Source organism: uncultured Serinicoccus sp. (assembly GCF_947487915.1).
Lineage (GTDB): Bacteria > Actinomycetota > Actinomycetes > Actinomycetales > Dermatophilaceae > Ornithinicoccus.
The window spans coordinates 1-16504 of sequence record NZ_CANKYH010000009.1 but is presented as its reverse complement, the minus strand read 5'-3'; the positions used below and the strand labels follow the sequence as shown (position 1 = coordinate 16504).

General features: G+C 72.3%; 10 protein-coding genes and 1 rRNA gene. 4 read left to right on the top strand and 7 right to left on the bottom strand.

Features of this window, described 5'->3' with window-relative positions; genetic code table 11:
* The first annotated feature begins 13 nt into the window (after positions 1–13).
* Together Q0795_RS12810 and Q0795_RS12805 are read left to right on the top strand one after the other, a co-directional pair.
* Positions 14–550, top strand: coding sequence for a carbonic anhydrase (locus Q0795_RS12810; RefSeq protein ID WP_298890203.1), 537 nt, complete (start codon positions 14–16; stop codon positions 548–550).
* 9 nt (positions 551–559) lie between these two features.
* Positions 560–1570, top strand: coding sequence for a MauE/DoxX family redox-associated membrane protein (locus tag Q0795_RS12805; protein WP_298890202.1), 1011 nt, complete (start codon positions 560–562; stop codon positions 1568–1570).
* Here the strand turns inward: Q0795_RS12805 and glmM are convergent.
* The 3 genes from glmM to rplM form a co-directional block, all read right to left on the bottom strand.
* Complete coding sequence (gene glmM / locus Q0795_RS12800; RefSeq protein ID WP_298890201.1) at positions 1540–2889, bottom strand: phosphoglucosamine mutase; 1350 nt, start codon at positions 2887–2889, stop codon at positions 1540–1542. The genes Q0795_RS12805 and glmM overlap by 31 nt on opposite strands.
* A gap of 155 nt (positions 2890–3044) precedes the next feature.
* Positions 3045–3551 carry a 30S ribosomal protein S9 gene (gene rpsI, locus Q0795_RS12795; protein ID WP_298890200.1) on the bottom strand — a complete coding sequence of 169 codons (507 nt, stop codon included), beginning with the start codon at positions 3549–3551 and terminating at the stop codon, positions 3045–3047.
* Positions 3552–3568: 17 nt separating this feature from the next.
* Entirely contained in the window at positions 3569–4012 is a 444-nt protein-coding gene (gene rplM, locus Q0795_RS12790) for a 50S ribosomal protein L13 (protein ID WP_298890198.1), read from the bottom strand.
* A 198-nt stretch (positions 4013–4210) separates the two neighbouring features.
* On the opposite strand from rplM, the gene Q0795_RS12785 reads away from it, so the two are divergent.
* Positions 4211–5380 carry an AI-2E family transporter gene (locus Q0795_RS12785; RefSeq protein WP_298890196.1) on the top strand — a complete coding sequence of 390 codons (1170 nt, stop codon included), beginning with the start codon at positions 4211–4213 and terminating at the stop codon, positions 5378–5380.
* Between the two features lies 1 nt (position 5381).
* Positions 5382–5948, top strand: coding sequence for a helix-turn-helix domain-containing protein (locus Q0795_RS12780; protein ID WP_298890194.1), 567 nt, complete (start codon positions 5382–5384; stop codon positions 5946–5948).
* On the opposite strand, the gene pulA (Q0795_RS12775) is transcribed toward Q0795_RS12780, so the two are convergent.
* From pulA (Q0795_RS12775) to rrf, 4 genes are all read right to left on the bottom strand, one after another.
* A complete protein-coding gene (pulA, locus tag Q0795_RS12775) occupies positions 5923–8589 on the bottom strand; it encodes a pullulanase-type alpha-1,6-glucosidase (RefSeq protein ID WP_298890192.1) in 2667 nt (888 codons plus the stop codon). The two genes, Q0795_RS12780 and pulA (Q0795_RS12775), sit on opposite strands and share 26 nt — an antisense overlap.
* A gap of 22 nt (positions 8590–8611) precedes the next feature.
* Positions 8612–14338, bottom strand: a complete 5727-nt coding sequence (gene pulA, locus Q0795_RS12770) for a pullulanase-type alpha-1,6-glucosidase (RefSeq protein WP_298890189.1) — start codon at positions 14336–14338, stop codon at positions 8612–8614.
* Positions 14339–14458: 120 nt separating this feature from the next.
* Positions 14459–15403: a stealth family protein gene (locus tag Q0795_RS12765; RefSeq protein ID WP_298890187.1), complete on the bottom strand. Its 945-nt coding sequence runs from the start codon at positions 15401–15403 to the stop codon at positions 14459–14461.
* Positions 15404–16316: 913 nt separating this feature from the next.
* Positions 16317–16433 (bottom strand): 5S ribosomal RNA (rrf, locus tag Q0795_RS12760).
* Between the last annotated feature and the right edge of the window lie 71 nt (positions 16434–16504).

Here is a 16504-nt window from a genome sequence, read left to right as displayed (position 1 = left end):
AAACTCCAGGGTCATGGACCCCACCTCTCCCGCCCGGGACGACGCCGGCCCCGCCGCCTTCGCCGACCTGCTGGCAGCCAACGAGACCTTCGCCACCGAGCACGCGGCCGAGCTCGAGGGCTTCGACGGGGTCGCCCGCGCCGGGGTGGCCATCGTCACCTGCATGGACTCCCGGATCCAGCCGCTGCAGATGCTCGGGCTCACGCACGGTGACGCCAAGATCTTCCGCAACCCGGGTGGCCGGGTGACCGATGCGGCGCTCGAGGCCCTGGTCCTCGGGGTCCACCTCCTCGGGGTCCGGCGCATCCTCGTCGTCCCGCACACGCGCTGCGCCATGACGCTCAAGACGGAGAACGAGCTGCGCGAGACCATCACCGGGCTCACCGGGATCGACGCGTGGTTCCAGCGTTTCCACGTGGTGCCCGACCAGGAGGCGGCCCTGGCCGAGGACGTCCACCGGGTCACCTCACACCCGCTCATCCAGGGCCGGGCCGAGGTGGGGGGCTTCCGCTACGACGTCGACACGGGGCGCCTGACCCAGCTGGTGTAGACCCGACCCGTGCCCCCAGCCCTGGCCCTCACGGCACTCCCCCTGGCCCTGGTCCTCGGACTCGCCGGCCTGGCCAAGCTGTCCGCGCCCGGCGCCACCGCCGACATGGTCCGCGCGCTGCGTCTGCCCGGCCCGCTGCGACCACCCGTGGTCGAGCGGGTGCTGCCCTGGGTGGAGCTGGTGAGCGCCACGCTCCTGCTCACCCCGTGGTCCGTGACGTATGCGGTGGGTGCCGCGTCGGCGCTGGCGCTCTGCCTCGTCTTCACCGCCGTGGTGGCCCGTGCCCTGCGCACGGACCCGCGACCGGACTGCGCCTGCTTCGGCAGGATCGGGGACCACCGCATCACCGCCCGCACCCTGGTCCGCAACCTGCTCCTCGTGGCGCTCGGCGTCGGTGCCGCGTGGGCCGCGCTGGGCGGCCGCACCGCCTGGGGCCTGCTGGCCGACTTCGGGGCCTCCGACTGGTGGTGGTTGGGCATCGCCCTCGTGACCTCGGCCACGGCGGCCCTCGCCCTGGGCCGGCCGTCAGCGCCGCCCCCCGACGAGGCCCCCGTCCCCACGGACGAGGTCCGGGCCGGAGAGGTCAGCTGGGCGAGCGCCTGGTCACCAGGACCGGTGCACGCGGACGCCGCGTGGTCGGTGCCGCTCGTGGACCGCGACCTCGACGTCGTCACCGCCCGGACCCTGGCGGTCACCGGCCCCCAGGTGCTGGTCCTGGTGAGCTGCTGGTGCGGGCCGACCTTCGACGTCGTCGGACGGTTGCCGCGGTGGCGGCAGGACCATCCGCGGACCGGGATCCACCTGGTGCACACCGAGCCGCCCTGGTCCGAGCCGCGGGTGCGCGACCTCGGCGACGTCTGGTGGGACCCGGGCGCTCGCCTGCACGAGACCTGGGGAGAGGGTGCGCGCCCCACCGGGGTGCTCCTGGGCGCGGACGGGCTGCTCGCCGGTCCGGTCACCGGGGTGCCCGAGATCGAGAGGCTGCTGGGCTACAGCGCCAACCGGTCGCGGACGACCTGAGCCAGCCGGTCGGCACAGGCCGCGGCCCGCTCCTCGGAGTCCGCCTCGACCATCACCCGCACGACCGGCTCGGTGCCCGACTTGCGCAGCAGCACCCGCCCCTGGTCCCCGAGCTCGGACTCGATCTCGGCGACGGCGGAGGCGACGCCCTCGTCCTGGCCCACCCGGTCCTTGTCGACCTCCTTGACGTTCACCAGCACCTGCGGCATCCGCGTCATGACGCCGGCCAGCTCGTGCAGCGCCCTCCCGGAGCCCACCACCCGCTGGGCCAGCGCGAGGGCGGTGAGGACCCCGTCGCCCGTCGTGCCGTGCTCGAGCATGATGACGTGGCCGGACTGCTCCCCACCCAGCGAGTAGCCGTGGGCGCGCATCTCCTCCAGCACGTAGCGGTCGCCGACCGCGGTCTGCACCACCCGCACCCCTTCCCGCTCCATGGCCTGGAGCAGACCCAGGTTGCTCATGACGGTCGCCACCAGGGTGTCGTCGCGCAGCTCGCCGCGCTCGCGCATGCTCAGCGCGAGGATGGCCATGATCTGGTCCCCGTCGACCTGATGCCCGCGCGCGTCGACCGCCAGGCAGCGGTCCGCATCGCCGTCGAAGGCCACCCCCATGTCGGCGCCCCGCAGCCGCACGGCCTCCTGCAGCTGGTCGAGGTAGGTCGACCCGGCCCCGTCGTTGATGTTGAGCCCGTTGGGGTCGGCGCCGATGACGTCCACGGTCGCCCCCGCCCGGCGGAACACCTCCGGCCCGACCTCGGAGGCGGCCCCGTGGGCCGCGTCGATGACGATGCGCAGACCGTCCAGCCGCCCGGGTGCGGCCTCCAGCAGGTGCTCGATGTAGAACTCGGCGCCCCGCTGGAACGGCCGGATGCGTCCGACCCCCGCTCCGGTGGGCCGCTCCCACCCGCCGCCCATCCGCTCGGAGATCCGGTCCTCGATCTCGTCGGCGAGCTTGTGGCCCCCGCTGGCGAAGAACTTCAACCCGTTGTCCGGCATCGCGTTGTGCGAGGCGGACAGCATGGCGCCCATCTCGGCGTTCATCCGCTGGGTCAGGAAGGCGATGGCCGGGGTCGGCAGCACGCCGGCGTCCAGCACGTCCACCCCGGCCGACGCGAGCCCGGCCATGACCGCCGCGGAGAGGAACTCCCCGGACGCGCGGGGGTCCCGCCCGACGACCGCGGTGGCCCGGTTGCCGCCGAAGACGCTGTGCCCGCCCAGCTCGTGCGCGACGGCCACCGACAGGTCGAGCGCCAGCTCGGCGGTGATGTCCTTGTTGGCGAGCCCGCGCACACCGTCGGTGCCGAAGAGTCGTCGTCCCATGGTCTGTTTCCTGTCTCGCTGTCGGTCGAGGGGCTGACAGAGCAGTATGCCGCACGGAGGTGACGGCGGGAGCGCTCCCCGCACGACGACGGCCCGCCCGCAGCCGAGCTGCGGGCGGGCCGTCGCGGTGCTCCGGCCGGGGCCGGGCTCGCGGATCAGCGCTTGCTGTACTGCGGCGCCTTGCGGGCCTTCTTGAGACCGGCCTTCTTGCGCTCGGGAACGCGCGCGTCACGGGTGAGCAGACCAGCCCGCTTGAGGGCGGGGCGGTTCAGCTCGGTGTCGATGCCGTTCAGGGAGCGGGCCACACCGAGGCGGACCGCGCCGGCCTGCCCGGACGGACCGCCGCCGTGCACGCGGACGAGCACGTCGTAGGCCCCGTCCAGCTCCAGCAGGGTCAGCGCCTCGGCGGCGATCTGCTGGTGCACCTTGTTGGGGAAGTACTCGGCCAGGGTGCGGCCGTTGATGCGCCACTGACCGGTGCCCGGCACGATGCGGACGCGGGCGACGGCCTGCTTGCGTCGGCCGGTGCCGGCTCCCGGGGAGGAGGCGCTGGGGCGCTGGGCCCCGGCTTCGGGAGCCGCAGAGGACTCGGTGGTGTACTCGGAGACGGCGTTCTCGTCGAAGTCGGCGCCGTCGGCGGTGTCGATGTCGTTGACAGTCATGGTGTCCTTCGGCTTCCTTACTGGGCGACCTGGGAGATCTCGAACGGGGCAGGCTGCTGGGCCGTGTGCGGGTGGGTACCACCGGCGTAGACCTTGAGCTTGGAGATCATCTGCCGCCCCAGCGAGTTCTTCGGGAGCATGCCGCGGACGGCCTTCTCCACGGCGCGGGTCGGGTGCTTCTCGAGCAGCTGCTCGTAGGACTCGGCCTTGAGCCCGCCCGGGTAGCCGGAGTGGCGGTAGGCCTTCTTCTGCTCCAGCTTGGCGCCGGTGAGGGCGACCTTGTCCGCGTTGATGATGATGACGAAGTCGCCGGTGTCCATGTGCGGGGCGAAGATCGTCTTGTGCTTGCCGCGGAGCAGGATCGCGGTCTGGGACGCCAGGCGACCCAGGACGACGTCCGTGGCGTCGATGACGTGCCAGGCGCGGGTGATCTCGCCGGCCTTTGGGGAGTAGGTGCGCATTCGCCTACCTTCTTCGAGAGTTGGTGATGGGCAACCGTTCTAGTCTACCGACCGCCCCCGGTCCACCCAACTCCGACGAAACCGCAGGTCAGAGGGGCGGTGTACCACCCGCGCCACCTCCTGCGACGACTCCTGTGCACAACTATTGTGCACCGGGGGCGGGTGCCGTAGCCTCGACCTCGTCGAGAGGAGCACGCCGTGCCCATCCTGCCTTCCCTCCGTCGGCGTTCGACCAGTCCCGAGCGAGCGCCGGTCGTGCCCCCGGCCCCTGCCCCGCCGGCGCCGGTGGACCCCTGGCCCCGTGCCGTGCTGGTGCTCCTCGGCATCGCCCTGGCCTTCGCGGTCCTGCTCGGCCTGAACCAGCTCCGGGACTACATCGCGCCCACCTTCCTGGCGCTCAACCTCGTCCTGGCGGCCGCCCCGCTCCAGCGCTGGCTGGTCACGGTGGGGCTGCCGAGCATCCTCGCCGCCATCGTCACCGGCGGTGCCATCTTCGCCTTCCTCATCGCCTTCTTCACCGCCCTCGGGTGGTCCGCGGCCGCCATGGTGGAGGAGCTCAGCTCGCAGGAGTACCGCCAGCGCTACACCGAGCTCTACACCCAGGCGGTCACCTTCCTCGAGGGCTACGGCCTGGAGCAGGACACCCTCACCCGGCAGCTGGAGTCCGTGCTCGACCCGGGCCGCCTGATCGCCGCGCTCGGCGGGGTCCTCGGCAACCTGGGGAGCATCCTCGGCCTGCTCACCACGACGGTCATCGTCATCTTCTTCCTCATGATCGACACGATGAGCGCCGGCCGGCGGATGTCCCTGGTCCAGGAGGAGCACCCCAACGTCGCGCACGCGCTGGTGAGCTTCGGCCAGGGCGTGCGCCGCTACTGGGTGGTGACGACGGTCTTCGGTCTCATCGTCGCCGTGCTGGACGTGGTCGCCCTGTTCTGGCTCGGTGTGCCGCTGGCCCTGGCCTGGGGCGTGCTGGCCTTCCTCACCAACTACATCCCCAACATCGGCTTCGTCATCGGTCTGGTCCCCCCGGCGGCGGTCGCGCTGCTGGCCAACGGTCCGGTCAACGCCCTGCTGGTCGTGGTGGTCTACAGCGTGCTGAACTTCACCATCCAGAGCCTCGTCCAGCCCAAGTTCACCGGCGACGCCGTGGGCGTCACCCCCACGGTGACCTTCATCTCCCTCATCGTGTGGGCCTGGGTGCTGGGCCCGGTCGGCGCGCTGCTGGCCCTGCCCGCCACGCTCCTGGTCAAGGCGGTGCTCATCGACGCCGACCCGCAGGCCCGCTGGGTCAACGCCTTCCTGGCCTCCAAGCCCGAGACGGCCCGGGCCGAGACCACCCGCGAGAGCTTCGGCCAGGAGTCCTGAGGTGAGCGAGCGCACCGCCCTGCGCGCCCTCGCGCACCCCCTGCGCAGCCGGCTCCTGGCCGAGCTGCGGGTGCACGGTCGCGCCACCGCCACCGAGCTCGCCCGGGCCCTCGACACCCACACCGGCGCCACGTCATACCACCTGCGCAAGCTCGCCGAGGTGGGGCTCGTGGAGGACACCCGTTCCGGCACCGGTCGGCGACGGATCTGGCGGGCGCTGGACCTGCCGCCCACCGCCGGCCTGGTCGACGAGCCGCTCGACGAGGACGACGCCCAGGCTGCGGACTGGCTGGCGCTGGACTACCTCGCCCACTTCGGCGAGAGGGCCCGCGACTGGCTCCGGGAGAAGGACTCCGACGATCCGGCCTGGCGGGAGAGCTGCGGGCTGGAGGACCACCCGGTGCAGGTCACCGCCGAGCAGGTCACCGCCCTGCGCGCCGAGCTGCTGGAGGTCCTGGAGCGCTACCGCCGCGTGGGCCAGGGCAACCCGCAGGCCAGGCGGGTGGTGGTCTACACCTGTGCCCTGCCGCTGCCGCCCTCGCTCACCGGACGAGCAGCGCCGCCGTGATGCCGGGCACCCGCAGCTGACCCTCGGCAAGCCGCCAGCCGGTGGACTTGACCAGCTCGTCGGCGCCGTCCCGCTGGACCGGTGAGAGCCGCCAGCGCTGGCCGGCCAGGCCGGGCACCGTCACGGTCCTCGTGTCCCGTGCGGCGTTGAGCACGACCAGCACCGCCTCGTCGTCGCCGGGTGCGCCGGCGGCCAGCGCGCGCCCGTCCACCAGCATGACCACGAGGTCTGGCGCCCCGTGCTCGGTCCCGGACACCGGGAAGGACGCGGCCGCACGGATCGCCTCGGCCGAGCCGAGCCGCAGGAGCGGGTGCGCCGAGCGCAGGCGCAGCAGGTCCAGGGCGCAGGCGCGCGCCAGCGTCATGTCCGCCTCGGTGGGCACGAGCGAGGCGTCCGCGAGCAGGGGGGCCATGAGCTCCCACCGCGGCCCGTTGTCGGGCTCCGGCGGCAGCCCCCGGGCGAAGCCGTTGTCGCGCAGCCCCGGGTCGTAGTGGTTGAACCAGTCGCCGGAGGCGTAGCTGTTGCGGTCCAGGCTCTTGCTGCGCAGCAGCTCGGCCCCGGCGTGCCAGAAGCTGATCCCCTGCGACAGGGTGACGGTCGCGAGGGCCAGGGTGTTGCGCCGCAGCCGCTCGGCCATGGGGGTGCTCGGGGGCAGCTTGAGCGTCAGGGTGTCCCAGAGGGTCTCGTTGTCGTGGGCGTCGACGTAGTTCACCACCTCCTCGGGGCTCGCGGCGTACCCGCCCGGCGCGCCCCCGTAGTCGACCTGCTCACCCACCACCTGCTGGCCCGTCTCCTGCGAGCGCAGACGCAGGCCGCGCAGACCGCCGGCCAGACCCACCTGCACCAGGTCGGTATGCCGGGGGTCGAGCCCCCCGGTGGCGAACCCCAGCCCTGACCGGGGGTCGGCGTCGTGGACGCTGCCGCCGCGCACCGCGTCGCGCAGCCGGTCGTTGAAGGTGCCGATGCCGGTGCCGTCCAGCTGCCCCTGGGTCGCCTGGTGGAAGCGGGCGTTGCCGGCCACCTCCCCGAAGTCCCACCCCTCGCCGTAGAGGTGCACCGCTGAGCCGTCCACACCGTCGGCCTCGGGGGTGAGCGCGTCCAGCGCGGCCCGGACCGCCTCCAGGTCCTCCCTGCTGTGATGACCCATGAGATCGAAGCGGAACCCGTCGACACGGTAGTGGCGCACCCAGAGCACGCACCCGTCCACCATGAGCGTGCGCGCCAGGGCGTGCTCGGTGGCGATGTTCTGGCAGCACGTCGAGGTCTGCACGTCGCCGTCGGCGTCGAGCCGGTGGTAGTAGCCGGGGACCACCCGATCCAGCACCGAGGAACGGTGGAGGCCCGAGTCGGTGGTGTGGTTGTAGACCTGGTCCAGCACGACCCGCAGCCCCAGCTCGTGCAGACCGGCCACCATCGTGCGCAGCTGCGCGGTGCGCGCGCCGCCGTGCGCCTGCCCGGGGGTGCTCGCGTAGGACCCTTCCGGGGCGAGGAAGTGCCAGGGGTCGTAGCCCCAGTTGAACGCGTCGCGCAGGGCGTGGGCCCGGATCCGCCGCTGCTGCTCGCTGCTGTCCGGTGGGAGGGCCGCGAGTGCACCGGCCGGCTCGACCGCCTGGGCGGCCGGGTCCTCCGGCACGGAGGTCAGGTCGAAGGTGGGAAGCAGGTGGACGCTCGTGAGGCCCGCGTCGGCGAGCCGTCGCAGGTGGCGCCGCCCTTCCCCGTCGGTGGCGAAGGCGAGGTAGGACCCCCGTTCCTCCGGCGGGACGGTCTCGTCGTCGCGGGAGAAGTCGCGCACGTGCAGCTCGTAGACCGCCTGGTCGACCGCCCGGAGGGCCGGTGGGACCGGTGCCTCCAGCCAGCGCCGTGGGGCGTGCGCCGGGTCGTCCAGGTCGACGAGCACGCTGTGACGAGAGTCCAGCGACAACCCGACCGACCAGGGGTCCGTGGCCCGCACCCGGCGGCGCTCACCCGTGCGCGGCAGGACGTGGTCCAGCTCGAGCCGGTAGCAGCGGTCCGCCCAGGAGGGCGTGCCGGTCACCGTCCACGCACCGTCCTCCTCGCGTTGCATCGGGACCCGCATCGGCTCACCGGCCGGCGCCCACGCCCGCTCACGGTCACGCTCGGGCACCCCCTCCCACAGCAGCAGCTCGACGGCGCGGGCGGTGGGTGCCCACACCGCGACGGTGGGCACCCGCCGGCCCCGCTCCCCCGCCCAGCTGACGCCGAGCACCCGGCCCGCGGCCGCCTCGGCATACAGGTCGTCGAGGACGCCGGGGACCTGCAGCGAGGTGGCCAGCACCCTCCGCCCGGTGCCGTCGCGCCCGAGCAGGGCGACCTGGCCCGTCAGCAGGGTCGCCGCCCTCCGCGCCGCGTCACCGTCCAGGCGCAGCGCCCGGCAGGCCGCCAGGTGCGGCCAGCGACGCGCGAGCCCGTCCGGGAGCGGGGCGTCGGCCAGGGTGAGCGTCAGCTCCTCCGCGGCCCCCTCTCCGCGACGGTCGATCCCGCCGTCCGGTGCCACGGCGAGGCTCCAGGCCACGTCCTGCGCCTCGGTGCCCTCCGGCAGCACCGCGGACGGGACGGCGAGGAGGTCGGCGGTCAGCCAGTGCGCGCGGGCACGGAGCAGGTCAAGGGGGTCGAGGTCCACGTGGTCCATCCTGCCCCGGACCTCACGGCTGGATGAAGACCGCCACGGTGCGGGCCGGCACCCGGGCCGTGCCGGACCCCGCGTCCCACGTCGCCGCCTTGACGATCTCGTCCGCACCGTCGGCCTGGACCGGTGAGAGCTCCAGCTGCTCGCCCTCCAGCCCAGGGACGACCTGCTCCACCGGCCGCCCGCCGGCGTTGAACACCACGACCAGACCGTCCAGCTCGGGGTCGACGTCGGCACCCACCGTGTCGTCCACCCGCATGACGACGACCTGGGCGTCTCCGGCGGACGTTCCCGAGACGGGGAAGGACACCTTCTCCTGGACCAGGGCGGGGTCGGCCAGCCGGAAGAGGTCGCTGGAGAAGCGCAGCCGCAGCAGGTCGGCCGCCATCGCCGAGGCCTGCTCGATGTCGGCCGGTCGCGGCGCGAGCGCCGGGTCGGCGAGCAACGGACGCATGATCTCCCACGTGTCCCCGTTGTCCGCCGCCGGTGGCAGACCCCGACCGAAGCCGTTGTCGGTCATGGTGAAGTCGAGCACGTTGAACCAGTCGCCGCTGTTGTAGGAGTTGCGGTCCAGGCTCTTGCTGCGCAGGAGATCGGCACCGCCGTGCCAGAAGCTGATCGACTGGGACAGGGCCGTGGTGGACAGGGCCACGGTGTTCATCCGGACCCGGTCCTGCATGGGCAGGTCCTGCGGCAGCTTGAGGGTGAGGGCGTCGAAGATCGTCTCGTTGTCGTGGGCGTCGACGTAGGTGACGACCTCGTCCGGATGCTCGGCGTAGCCCGCGGGCGAGCCGTTGTAGGAGATCTGCTCCCCGGTGACCACCTCGCCGGTCTCCTGGCTGCGCAGCTGCAGGTCACGCAGGTTGCCCGCCAGACCCACCTGCACGAGGTCGGTGTCGTTGCCGCTCGTGCCCCCGGTGGCGAAGCCCTTCTCGGCCCTCGGGTCCTCGTCGAAGGGCCCGCCGCCGCGGGCGCCGTCGCGCAGCCGGTCGTTGAAGGTGCCGATGGCGGTGCCGTCCAGCTGCCCCTGGGTCGCCTGGTAGAAGCGGGCGTTGTCCGCGACCTCGCCGAAGTTCCAGCCCTCGCCGTACAACGTCACCCGGCGGCCGTCGACCCCGTCCCGTCGGAGGGTGAGCTCGTCGAGCGCCGACCGGACGGCCTCCATGTTGGCGCGGCTGTGGTGCCCCATGAGGTCGAACCGGAAGCCGTCCACCTTGTAGTCCCGCGCCCACAGCACCACCGCGTCGACCATGAGCCGCTGCGCCATGGCGTGCTCGGTGGCGAGGTTCTGGCAGCAGGTCGAGGTCTCCACCTGCCCGACGTCGTTCAGCCGGTGGTAGTAGCCGGGCACGACCTGGTCGAGCACGCTCTTGTCGCCCTGGCCCGACTGCGCGGTGTGGTTGAAGACCTGGTCCAGGACCACGCGCATCCCCGACTCGTGCAGCCCCCCGACCATGGTGCGGAACTCGGCGACCCGGGCACCGCCCTCGGCGGCCGCCGTCGTGGAGGCGTAGGACCCCTCGGGCGCCATGAAGTGCCACGGGTCGTACCCCCAGTTGAAGGCGTCGGCATCCGCCTGGGCCAGGACGCAGGCCTGTTGCTCGGCGCTGTCCGGCGGCAGCGCCCCGAGGTCGCAGTCCGGGTCGGGCACGGCGTCCGCGTCCGCCGTCGTCTCCGGGATGGAGGCGATGTCGAAGGTCGGGAGGAGGTGCACCGTGTTCATCCCGGCCTCGGCCAGCGCCTCCAGGTGGCGCCGGCCGTAGCCGTCCTCGGCGAAGGCGAGGTATGACCCGCGCAGCTCCTCGGGCACGTCCGGGTCCGCCACCGAGAAGTCGCGCACGTGCAGCTCGTAGATGGTCTGGTCGACCTCCTCGCGCAGCTGCGGGGCCCGCGCCCGCTGCCAGGTGCGTGGCTGCCAGCGCCGGTCGGCGAGGTCGACGAGGACCGAACGCTCGCTGTCGAGGGTCAGGGCGACCGAGTACGGGTCGGTGACCCGGTTGGTCTCCACCGCCCCGGTCGCCGGCACGAAGACGTCCACCTCGTAGAGGTACTCGCGCCCGGTCCAGGACCGCATACCCCTCGCCTCCCACGTGCCGTCCTGCGACCGTCGCATCGAGGACACCTGGGGGTCACCCTCCCCACCCTGCGGCCAGGTCAGCAGCCGGACGTCCTGGGCGGTCGGCGCCCACAGACGCAGGCGGGGGTGGGGGCCCTGCCAACTCACGCCGAGGTCGGTGTCCTCCGCCCGGGCGGCGTAGAGGTCGTCGAGGACACCGGGGACCTGGACCCCGGTGGCGTCCCGCAACCGGCCCAGGTCGTCGTACATCGCGACCGCCACCTGGCCGGTGAGGATCTCGCCGGCGGCGCGGGCGCTCTGCCGGTCCAGCCGGAGGGCCAGGTAGCCCTCCAGGTGCGGGAACCTCTCCAGGACCGCGTCCGGCAGACCGTCCGGATCGAGGGTCAGGGAGGAGGAGGAACCGCCGGTGACCGTCTCGGCGTCCACCTCCAGCCCGCCGTCGGGCGACCAGTGCAGACGCCAGTCGCGCAGGCGCGGGTCACCCACCTCGTCGGCGGGCCAGGCGATGAGGTCCTCCGTCACCCAGAGGGCGCGCTGCGAGGCGAGGTCGGGGGCCACGCCCGCCTCCGAGGTCGAGACCGTGAGGACGTGGGAGGACAGCTCGTAGCTGAAGGTGGTCCGGACCCCGTCCGAGGGGACGGAGAAGCCGATGTTGGCCCCGCCCGGCGCGCCGTCGACCCCGTAGCTCTCGTCCCAGGTGAGGCCGTGCGCGACCTTCACCTCGTAGGCTCCCGCGGGGATCTGCGTGGTGGCGTAGGTGTAGGTGCCGTCGCCGTCGGGGTCGATGAGCCACGGCGCCATGCAGCCCGGCGACCAGTCGTCGGGGCACCCGAGCTCGCTCTGCATCGAGCCGGGCGCCGTGATGATCGGCCCCTCGGCGTCGGAGGTGGCGTAGTGGCGGGCGTGCTCGTAGTAGAAGCTCACCGGTCCGCCGTCGGCCGCGTAGGCGACGTTGGCGCCGCCGGGGGCCCCACCGGCGCCGTAGTTCTCGTCCCACGAGCGGTCGATCGCGGCCTTGTACTCGTAGTCACCGGCCGGGATCGTGCCGGCGTCGTAGGTCCGCTTCCACACGCTGTCGGCCGCGTCCAGCGAGAGCTGGGCCTGGTCGCAGTCGGGCTGCCAGTCACCCGGGCACCCCATCGCCGCGTTGTGGTTGCCCGGGACGCCCACGGCCCCGGGCTGCTCCACCGGGCCGATGGGATCGACACCACCGCCACCGCCGCCGCTGCCGGCGTCACCCACGATGCCGTAGCCGGAGGACCCGGACACGTTGCCCGAGTGGTCCTGCAGGACGGCGCGGTACTCCAGCAGCGTGCCGTGCGGCATACCGCTGACGTCGTGGAAGACGCGGTAGGGGGCGTTGTCGTCGGTGCCGAGCGCCGTCCAGTCCTCCATCCCGACGGGACGGTAGGCGAAGGTCACCTGGGCGAAGACGTTCTCCGGGACGGCGGCGGCGATCTCGGCACGGCCGCCGACCACCTCTCCGGCCGACGGGCTGCGCAGCGTCACCGCCGGCGCCTCGCGCCGCGGCCGCAACGCGTTCTCGGCGCGGTAGACCTCGACCGACAGTGGCGCGACGTCCACGGTGAGTCGGCCCTCGGCGCCGGTGATGATCCTGCCCCGCTCCCCGTAGATGGCGCGGTAGAGCGTCCTGGGCCCGTAGGTCGACAGCGTCGCCTGCTGCGGCTCGTCGGAGTTGTTCGCGACCACGAGGTATTCCACCTGCTCCTCGGCGTCGATCCGGGAGAAGGCGTAGACGCCCGCGTCGTCGCTCGCGTAGCGGTGGACCTGGGCCCCGTCGGCGAGCGCGGGGTGGGCAGCCACGAGGTCGCTCAGCGCGGCGATCTGACGGTACAGCGGGTGCCGGGTGTCGTAGCGGTCGCGCGCCCCGGAGGGGGCGCCGATGACCGCCTCGGTGGCGTACTGCTCGACCTGGGTCGCGAACATGTCCTGCCGGGCGTCCTTGTCACCCCCGCTGCCGACGAAGCCCTGCTCGTCCCCGTAGTAGACGACCGGCTGCCCGCGGGTGAGGAACATGAGGGCGTTGGTCAGCTCGACCCGTCGCTGGAGGTCCTGCCCGGAGTGGTCCCCGGCGAGCATCATCGCGGCACGACCCATGTCGTGGTTCCCGGTGAAGGTGGGCAGCTGGTAGGCGTTGGAGTCGGCGTCGGTGTAGTAGTCGTCCTGGGCGTAGAAGCTGCGCAGGTCGGTCGTGGCGCCACCCTTCGCGAAGCCGATGGCGCGGGCCTGGAACCCGAAGTCGATGACGGCCTGCAGCTCCCCCTCGGTGGTGAAGCCGGAGAGGTACTCCGGGCCTGCGTCGTAGACCTCGCCGAACATGAAGAAGTCGTCGTTGCCCGCCCGGGCGGCCTCGAGGACCCGCGGGCTGAACTCCTGCCAGAACTCGAGGTTGACGTGCTTGACGGTGTCGATACGGAAGCCGTCGATGCCCAGGTCGGCCCAGGTGGAGTAGATGTCGACCATGCCGTCGACGACCTCGGGGTTCTCGGTGAACAGGTCGTCCAGCCCGACGAAGTCGCCGTAGAGACTGGACTCCCCGGCGAAGGTGGAGTCGCCGCGGTTGTGGTAGAGCGTGGGGTCGTTGAGCCAGTCCGGCACCTTGACCTCGGCGTCAGCCTCGCTGCGGAAGACCGGTGTGTAGGGGAAGGACACCTCCGGGTCGAGGAGCGGGAAGGGCTTGCCGACGTAGTCGCGGTCGTCGAAGGCGGCGCCGGAGGCGTCGCGGTACGGCTCGGTGGCCTTGTCGACGTAGCCGTACTCCCCCTCGGCGTAGTCGATGACGTCGGCCGTGTGGTTGGTGATGATGTCGAAGTAGACCTTCATGCCCCGGGAGTGCGCCTCGTCGACGAGCGCCTTCATCTCCTCGTTGCTCCCGAGGTGCGGGTCGATCTGGGTGAAGTCGGTGACCCAGTAGCCGTGGTACCCGGCGCTGGCGTCCGCACCCTCGCCCTGGACGGGCCGGTTCTTGAAGCTGGGGGTCAGCCAGATCGCGGTGGTCCCCAGCCCCTCGATGTAGTCCAGCCTGTCCAGGATGCCCGCCAGGTCCCCGCCGTGGAAGAACCCCTTGTCCGTCGGGTCGAAGCCGTGCTGCAGCCGGTCGCCCTCGATGCCGGCCGTGTCGTTGGTCGGGTCGCCGTTGGCGAATCGGTCCGCCATGACGAAGTAGAACTGCTCCCTGGTCACCGGCGCGCGCAGGCTGTCCCCGGCCAGGGCGTCGTCCTGCTCGGTGTCCGGCGGCTCGAGCGCCGGCACCAGACCCACCTCGTCGGTGGTGTCGTCGAAGGAGAACTCGAGGGTGGCCGGCCCCTGGACCTCGAAGGAGAGGTTCTGCTCGGGGTATGCCTCGTCCCAGCCACCGTCGAGGGCCACCTTGTACTCCCACCTGCCCGCGGGCACCTCGAAGGTGGACCGGTACACCTCCGGGCTGCCGTCCACCGGGGTGAGCCTGGTGGCCTCGCACGCCGGCTCCCAGTCGGCGCCGCAGCCCAGCTCCTCCTGCAGGTCGCCCACCAGGGTGACCGCCCGCCCCTCCTGCGCGAGGGCCGCCGCGGGGGTCAGGGCCTGACCGGCCAGGGTGGCAGCGCCGGTGGTGGCCAGCAGCGTCGAGGCGAGCAGCATGCCGACAGCAGGACGTGGACGCATCATTGCGATCTCCAGGGTGGGGCAGGGACGGTGCGGGGGGATGGTGCTGCCCAACCTAGAACCATCCTGCACAGAACACAACAGGTCGCTGCAAGATCTTGCAGCCAGCCCACGGCCGGCGACTCAGCGGTCCCGACGCTCCCACGGCGAGCGGAACGGGAAGCGCTCCTCGAGGAAGCGTCCGACCCTGGCGTGGACCTCCTCGCGCAAACCCTCCGGGGTGTCCACGTCGTTGAGGCAGAAGCTGTCGATGGAGGTGGAGGTCAGCAGCCCCTCGAGCCGCCGGGCGGCGTCGGTGGAGGAGATGTTGACGTAGCGCATCCGCGTCGGCGCGGACACGGCCCGGCCGGTGAGGAGCGCGTAGTGGTGGTGCATGGTCGCCGCCGGCGCGACGTCGCCGGTCGAGCGGAAGCGGGTACGACTCGTCCGCGAGACCGGCTCGGCGTACCTCTCCTCCAGCTCGGCCAGGACCGACCGGAGCTGCGGGTGCGGTGCATGCTTGAACTTGTGCGTGATGCCCCGGGCGAAGTCCGCCTGGAACAACGAGCGGACGTTCTTGCCGGCCGAGTTGGGCGCCACCTCACCCTCGACCGGCTCACCGACACCGAGCTGCGCCGACGAGAAGGGGACCTGGGCGATACCGCTGGCGTGGAAGAAGTCCTCCGCCCGTCGCATCCGCGCCAGGAACACGTCGTCGTTGAGGTACACGTAGTGCTCCGACAGTCCCGGGATGTGGTGCAGCCGTGCCTCGATGGCATGGGAGTTGAAGGTGGGCAGTGCCGTCGGGTCGTCGAAGATGTCGCGGTGGTCGACGACCGTGATGCCGGCGGCGTCGGGGTCGAGCCAGGACGGCACCTGGTCGTCGGTGACCACGTAGACGTGGCGCACGAACGGCGCATACATGTGCACCGAGCGCAGCGAGAAGCGCAGCTCGTCGTGGCTGGTGTAGCGCGAGGCGTTGGCCCCCAGCCCCACGGGCGCCTCGCCGGCGTAGTGGGCCCGTCGCGCGGCGTGCCGGGGGTCGGCACCGTCCACCCACGTGTAGACCAGGTCGACGGGGAAGGTCACCTCGTCGGTGAGCGTCCAGGTGAACGGTTCGAACGCCGGGGCGCTGCCCGACCATGGCCTGCGCGGGCACCTGAGCCGAGACGGGGACGACGTCCGCCACCCGGTTGGGCCGCGGGGCGACGAGGGCGCCGACCAACGCCTGCTCCGGCGTCTGGCACCGCACCTCCTCCAGCCGCTCGCTCCCCTCCCGGACCAGGTCTTCCCCGTCCTGCCAGAACTCGACGTCGCACCCGAGCTCCAGCCCACCGATGACCCGCCCCGAGGGGGCGAGCAGCGGCTCGCCGAACCGGACCACGAGTCCAGACTTGATGCCGCTCCTCAACCCACCGTCGACGTACGCGCTCGCCAGCCCGACAGACCCGCCCGGGCCCGGCTTGACCGCCCAGAGGGCACTGAGGTCGTGGCGCGCCCGCATGGCCCGGAAGAGTGCCGGACGGTCACGCAGGTGCACGCCGAGCACGTGCCGACGCGCGGAGCTGCCGCGTACCAGGAAGTAACGGACCCCGGCCTCGTCGAGGACGTCGAGGACCAGCCGGAGGTTGTGCTCCTTGGCGCGACTGACGGTGAAGTCGGTGACCACCCGCCCGGGACCCTCCTGGGCACCCATCGTGACCAGGCGCACACCCGGCTCCGCGGCCAGCAGCGCGGCGCGTCGCTCGGCGGTCCGCTGTTCCCGACGTCGGGCAGCGGTCTGCTTCCGTCGCCGGCCGCGGCTCGCCCTGGCCCGCTCCGCCACCGGAGCGGGCAGGGTGCGCAGGGCCATCTGCGCCATGCTTCGCCGATTGATCGCCACCGACCCCATCATCCCCGTCCCTCCTCGACACTGCCCCCATCGTCTCAGGCCGCACCGTGCGTCTGGTGGTGGACATGCGGAAGGGCCCGCCCTGGTGGGCGGGCCCTTCCGTGAATGGTGGTCCGGCGGTGTCCTACTCTCCCACACCGTTCCCAGTGCAGTACCATCGGCGCTGTCAGGCTTAGCTTCCGGGTTCGGAATGTGACCGGGCGTTTCCCTGACGCTATGACCGCCGTAACATGATTGACCATGTCACAACCTGTTCGTGCTGGGTGGTTGTGGGTCAGGAACCGTGCAGTGGACGCGAG

Coding starts and splice junctions, on each gene's coding strand:
- glmM (WP_298890201.1), bottom strand. CDS start 2,889: ATGGGACGACGACTCTTCGGCACCGACGGTGTGCGCGGGCTCGCCAAC.
- pulA (WP_298890189.1), bottom strand. CDS start 14,338: ATGATGCGTCCACGTCCTGCTGTCGGCATGCTGCTCGCCTCGACGCTG.
- Q0795_RS12810 (WP_298890203.1), top strand. CDS start 14: ATGGACCCCACCTCTCCCGCCCGGGACGACGCCGGCCCCGCCGCCTTC.
- rpsI (WP_298890200.1), bottom strand. CDS start 3,551: ATGACTGTCAACGACATCGACACCGCCGACGGCGCCGACTTCGACGAG.
- rplM (WP_298890198.1), bottom strand. CDS start 4,012: ATGCGCACCTACTCCCCAAAGGCCGGCGAGATCACCCGCGCCTGGCAC.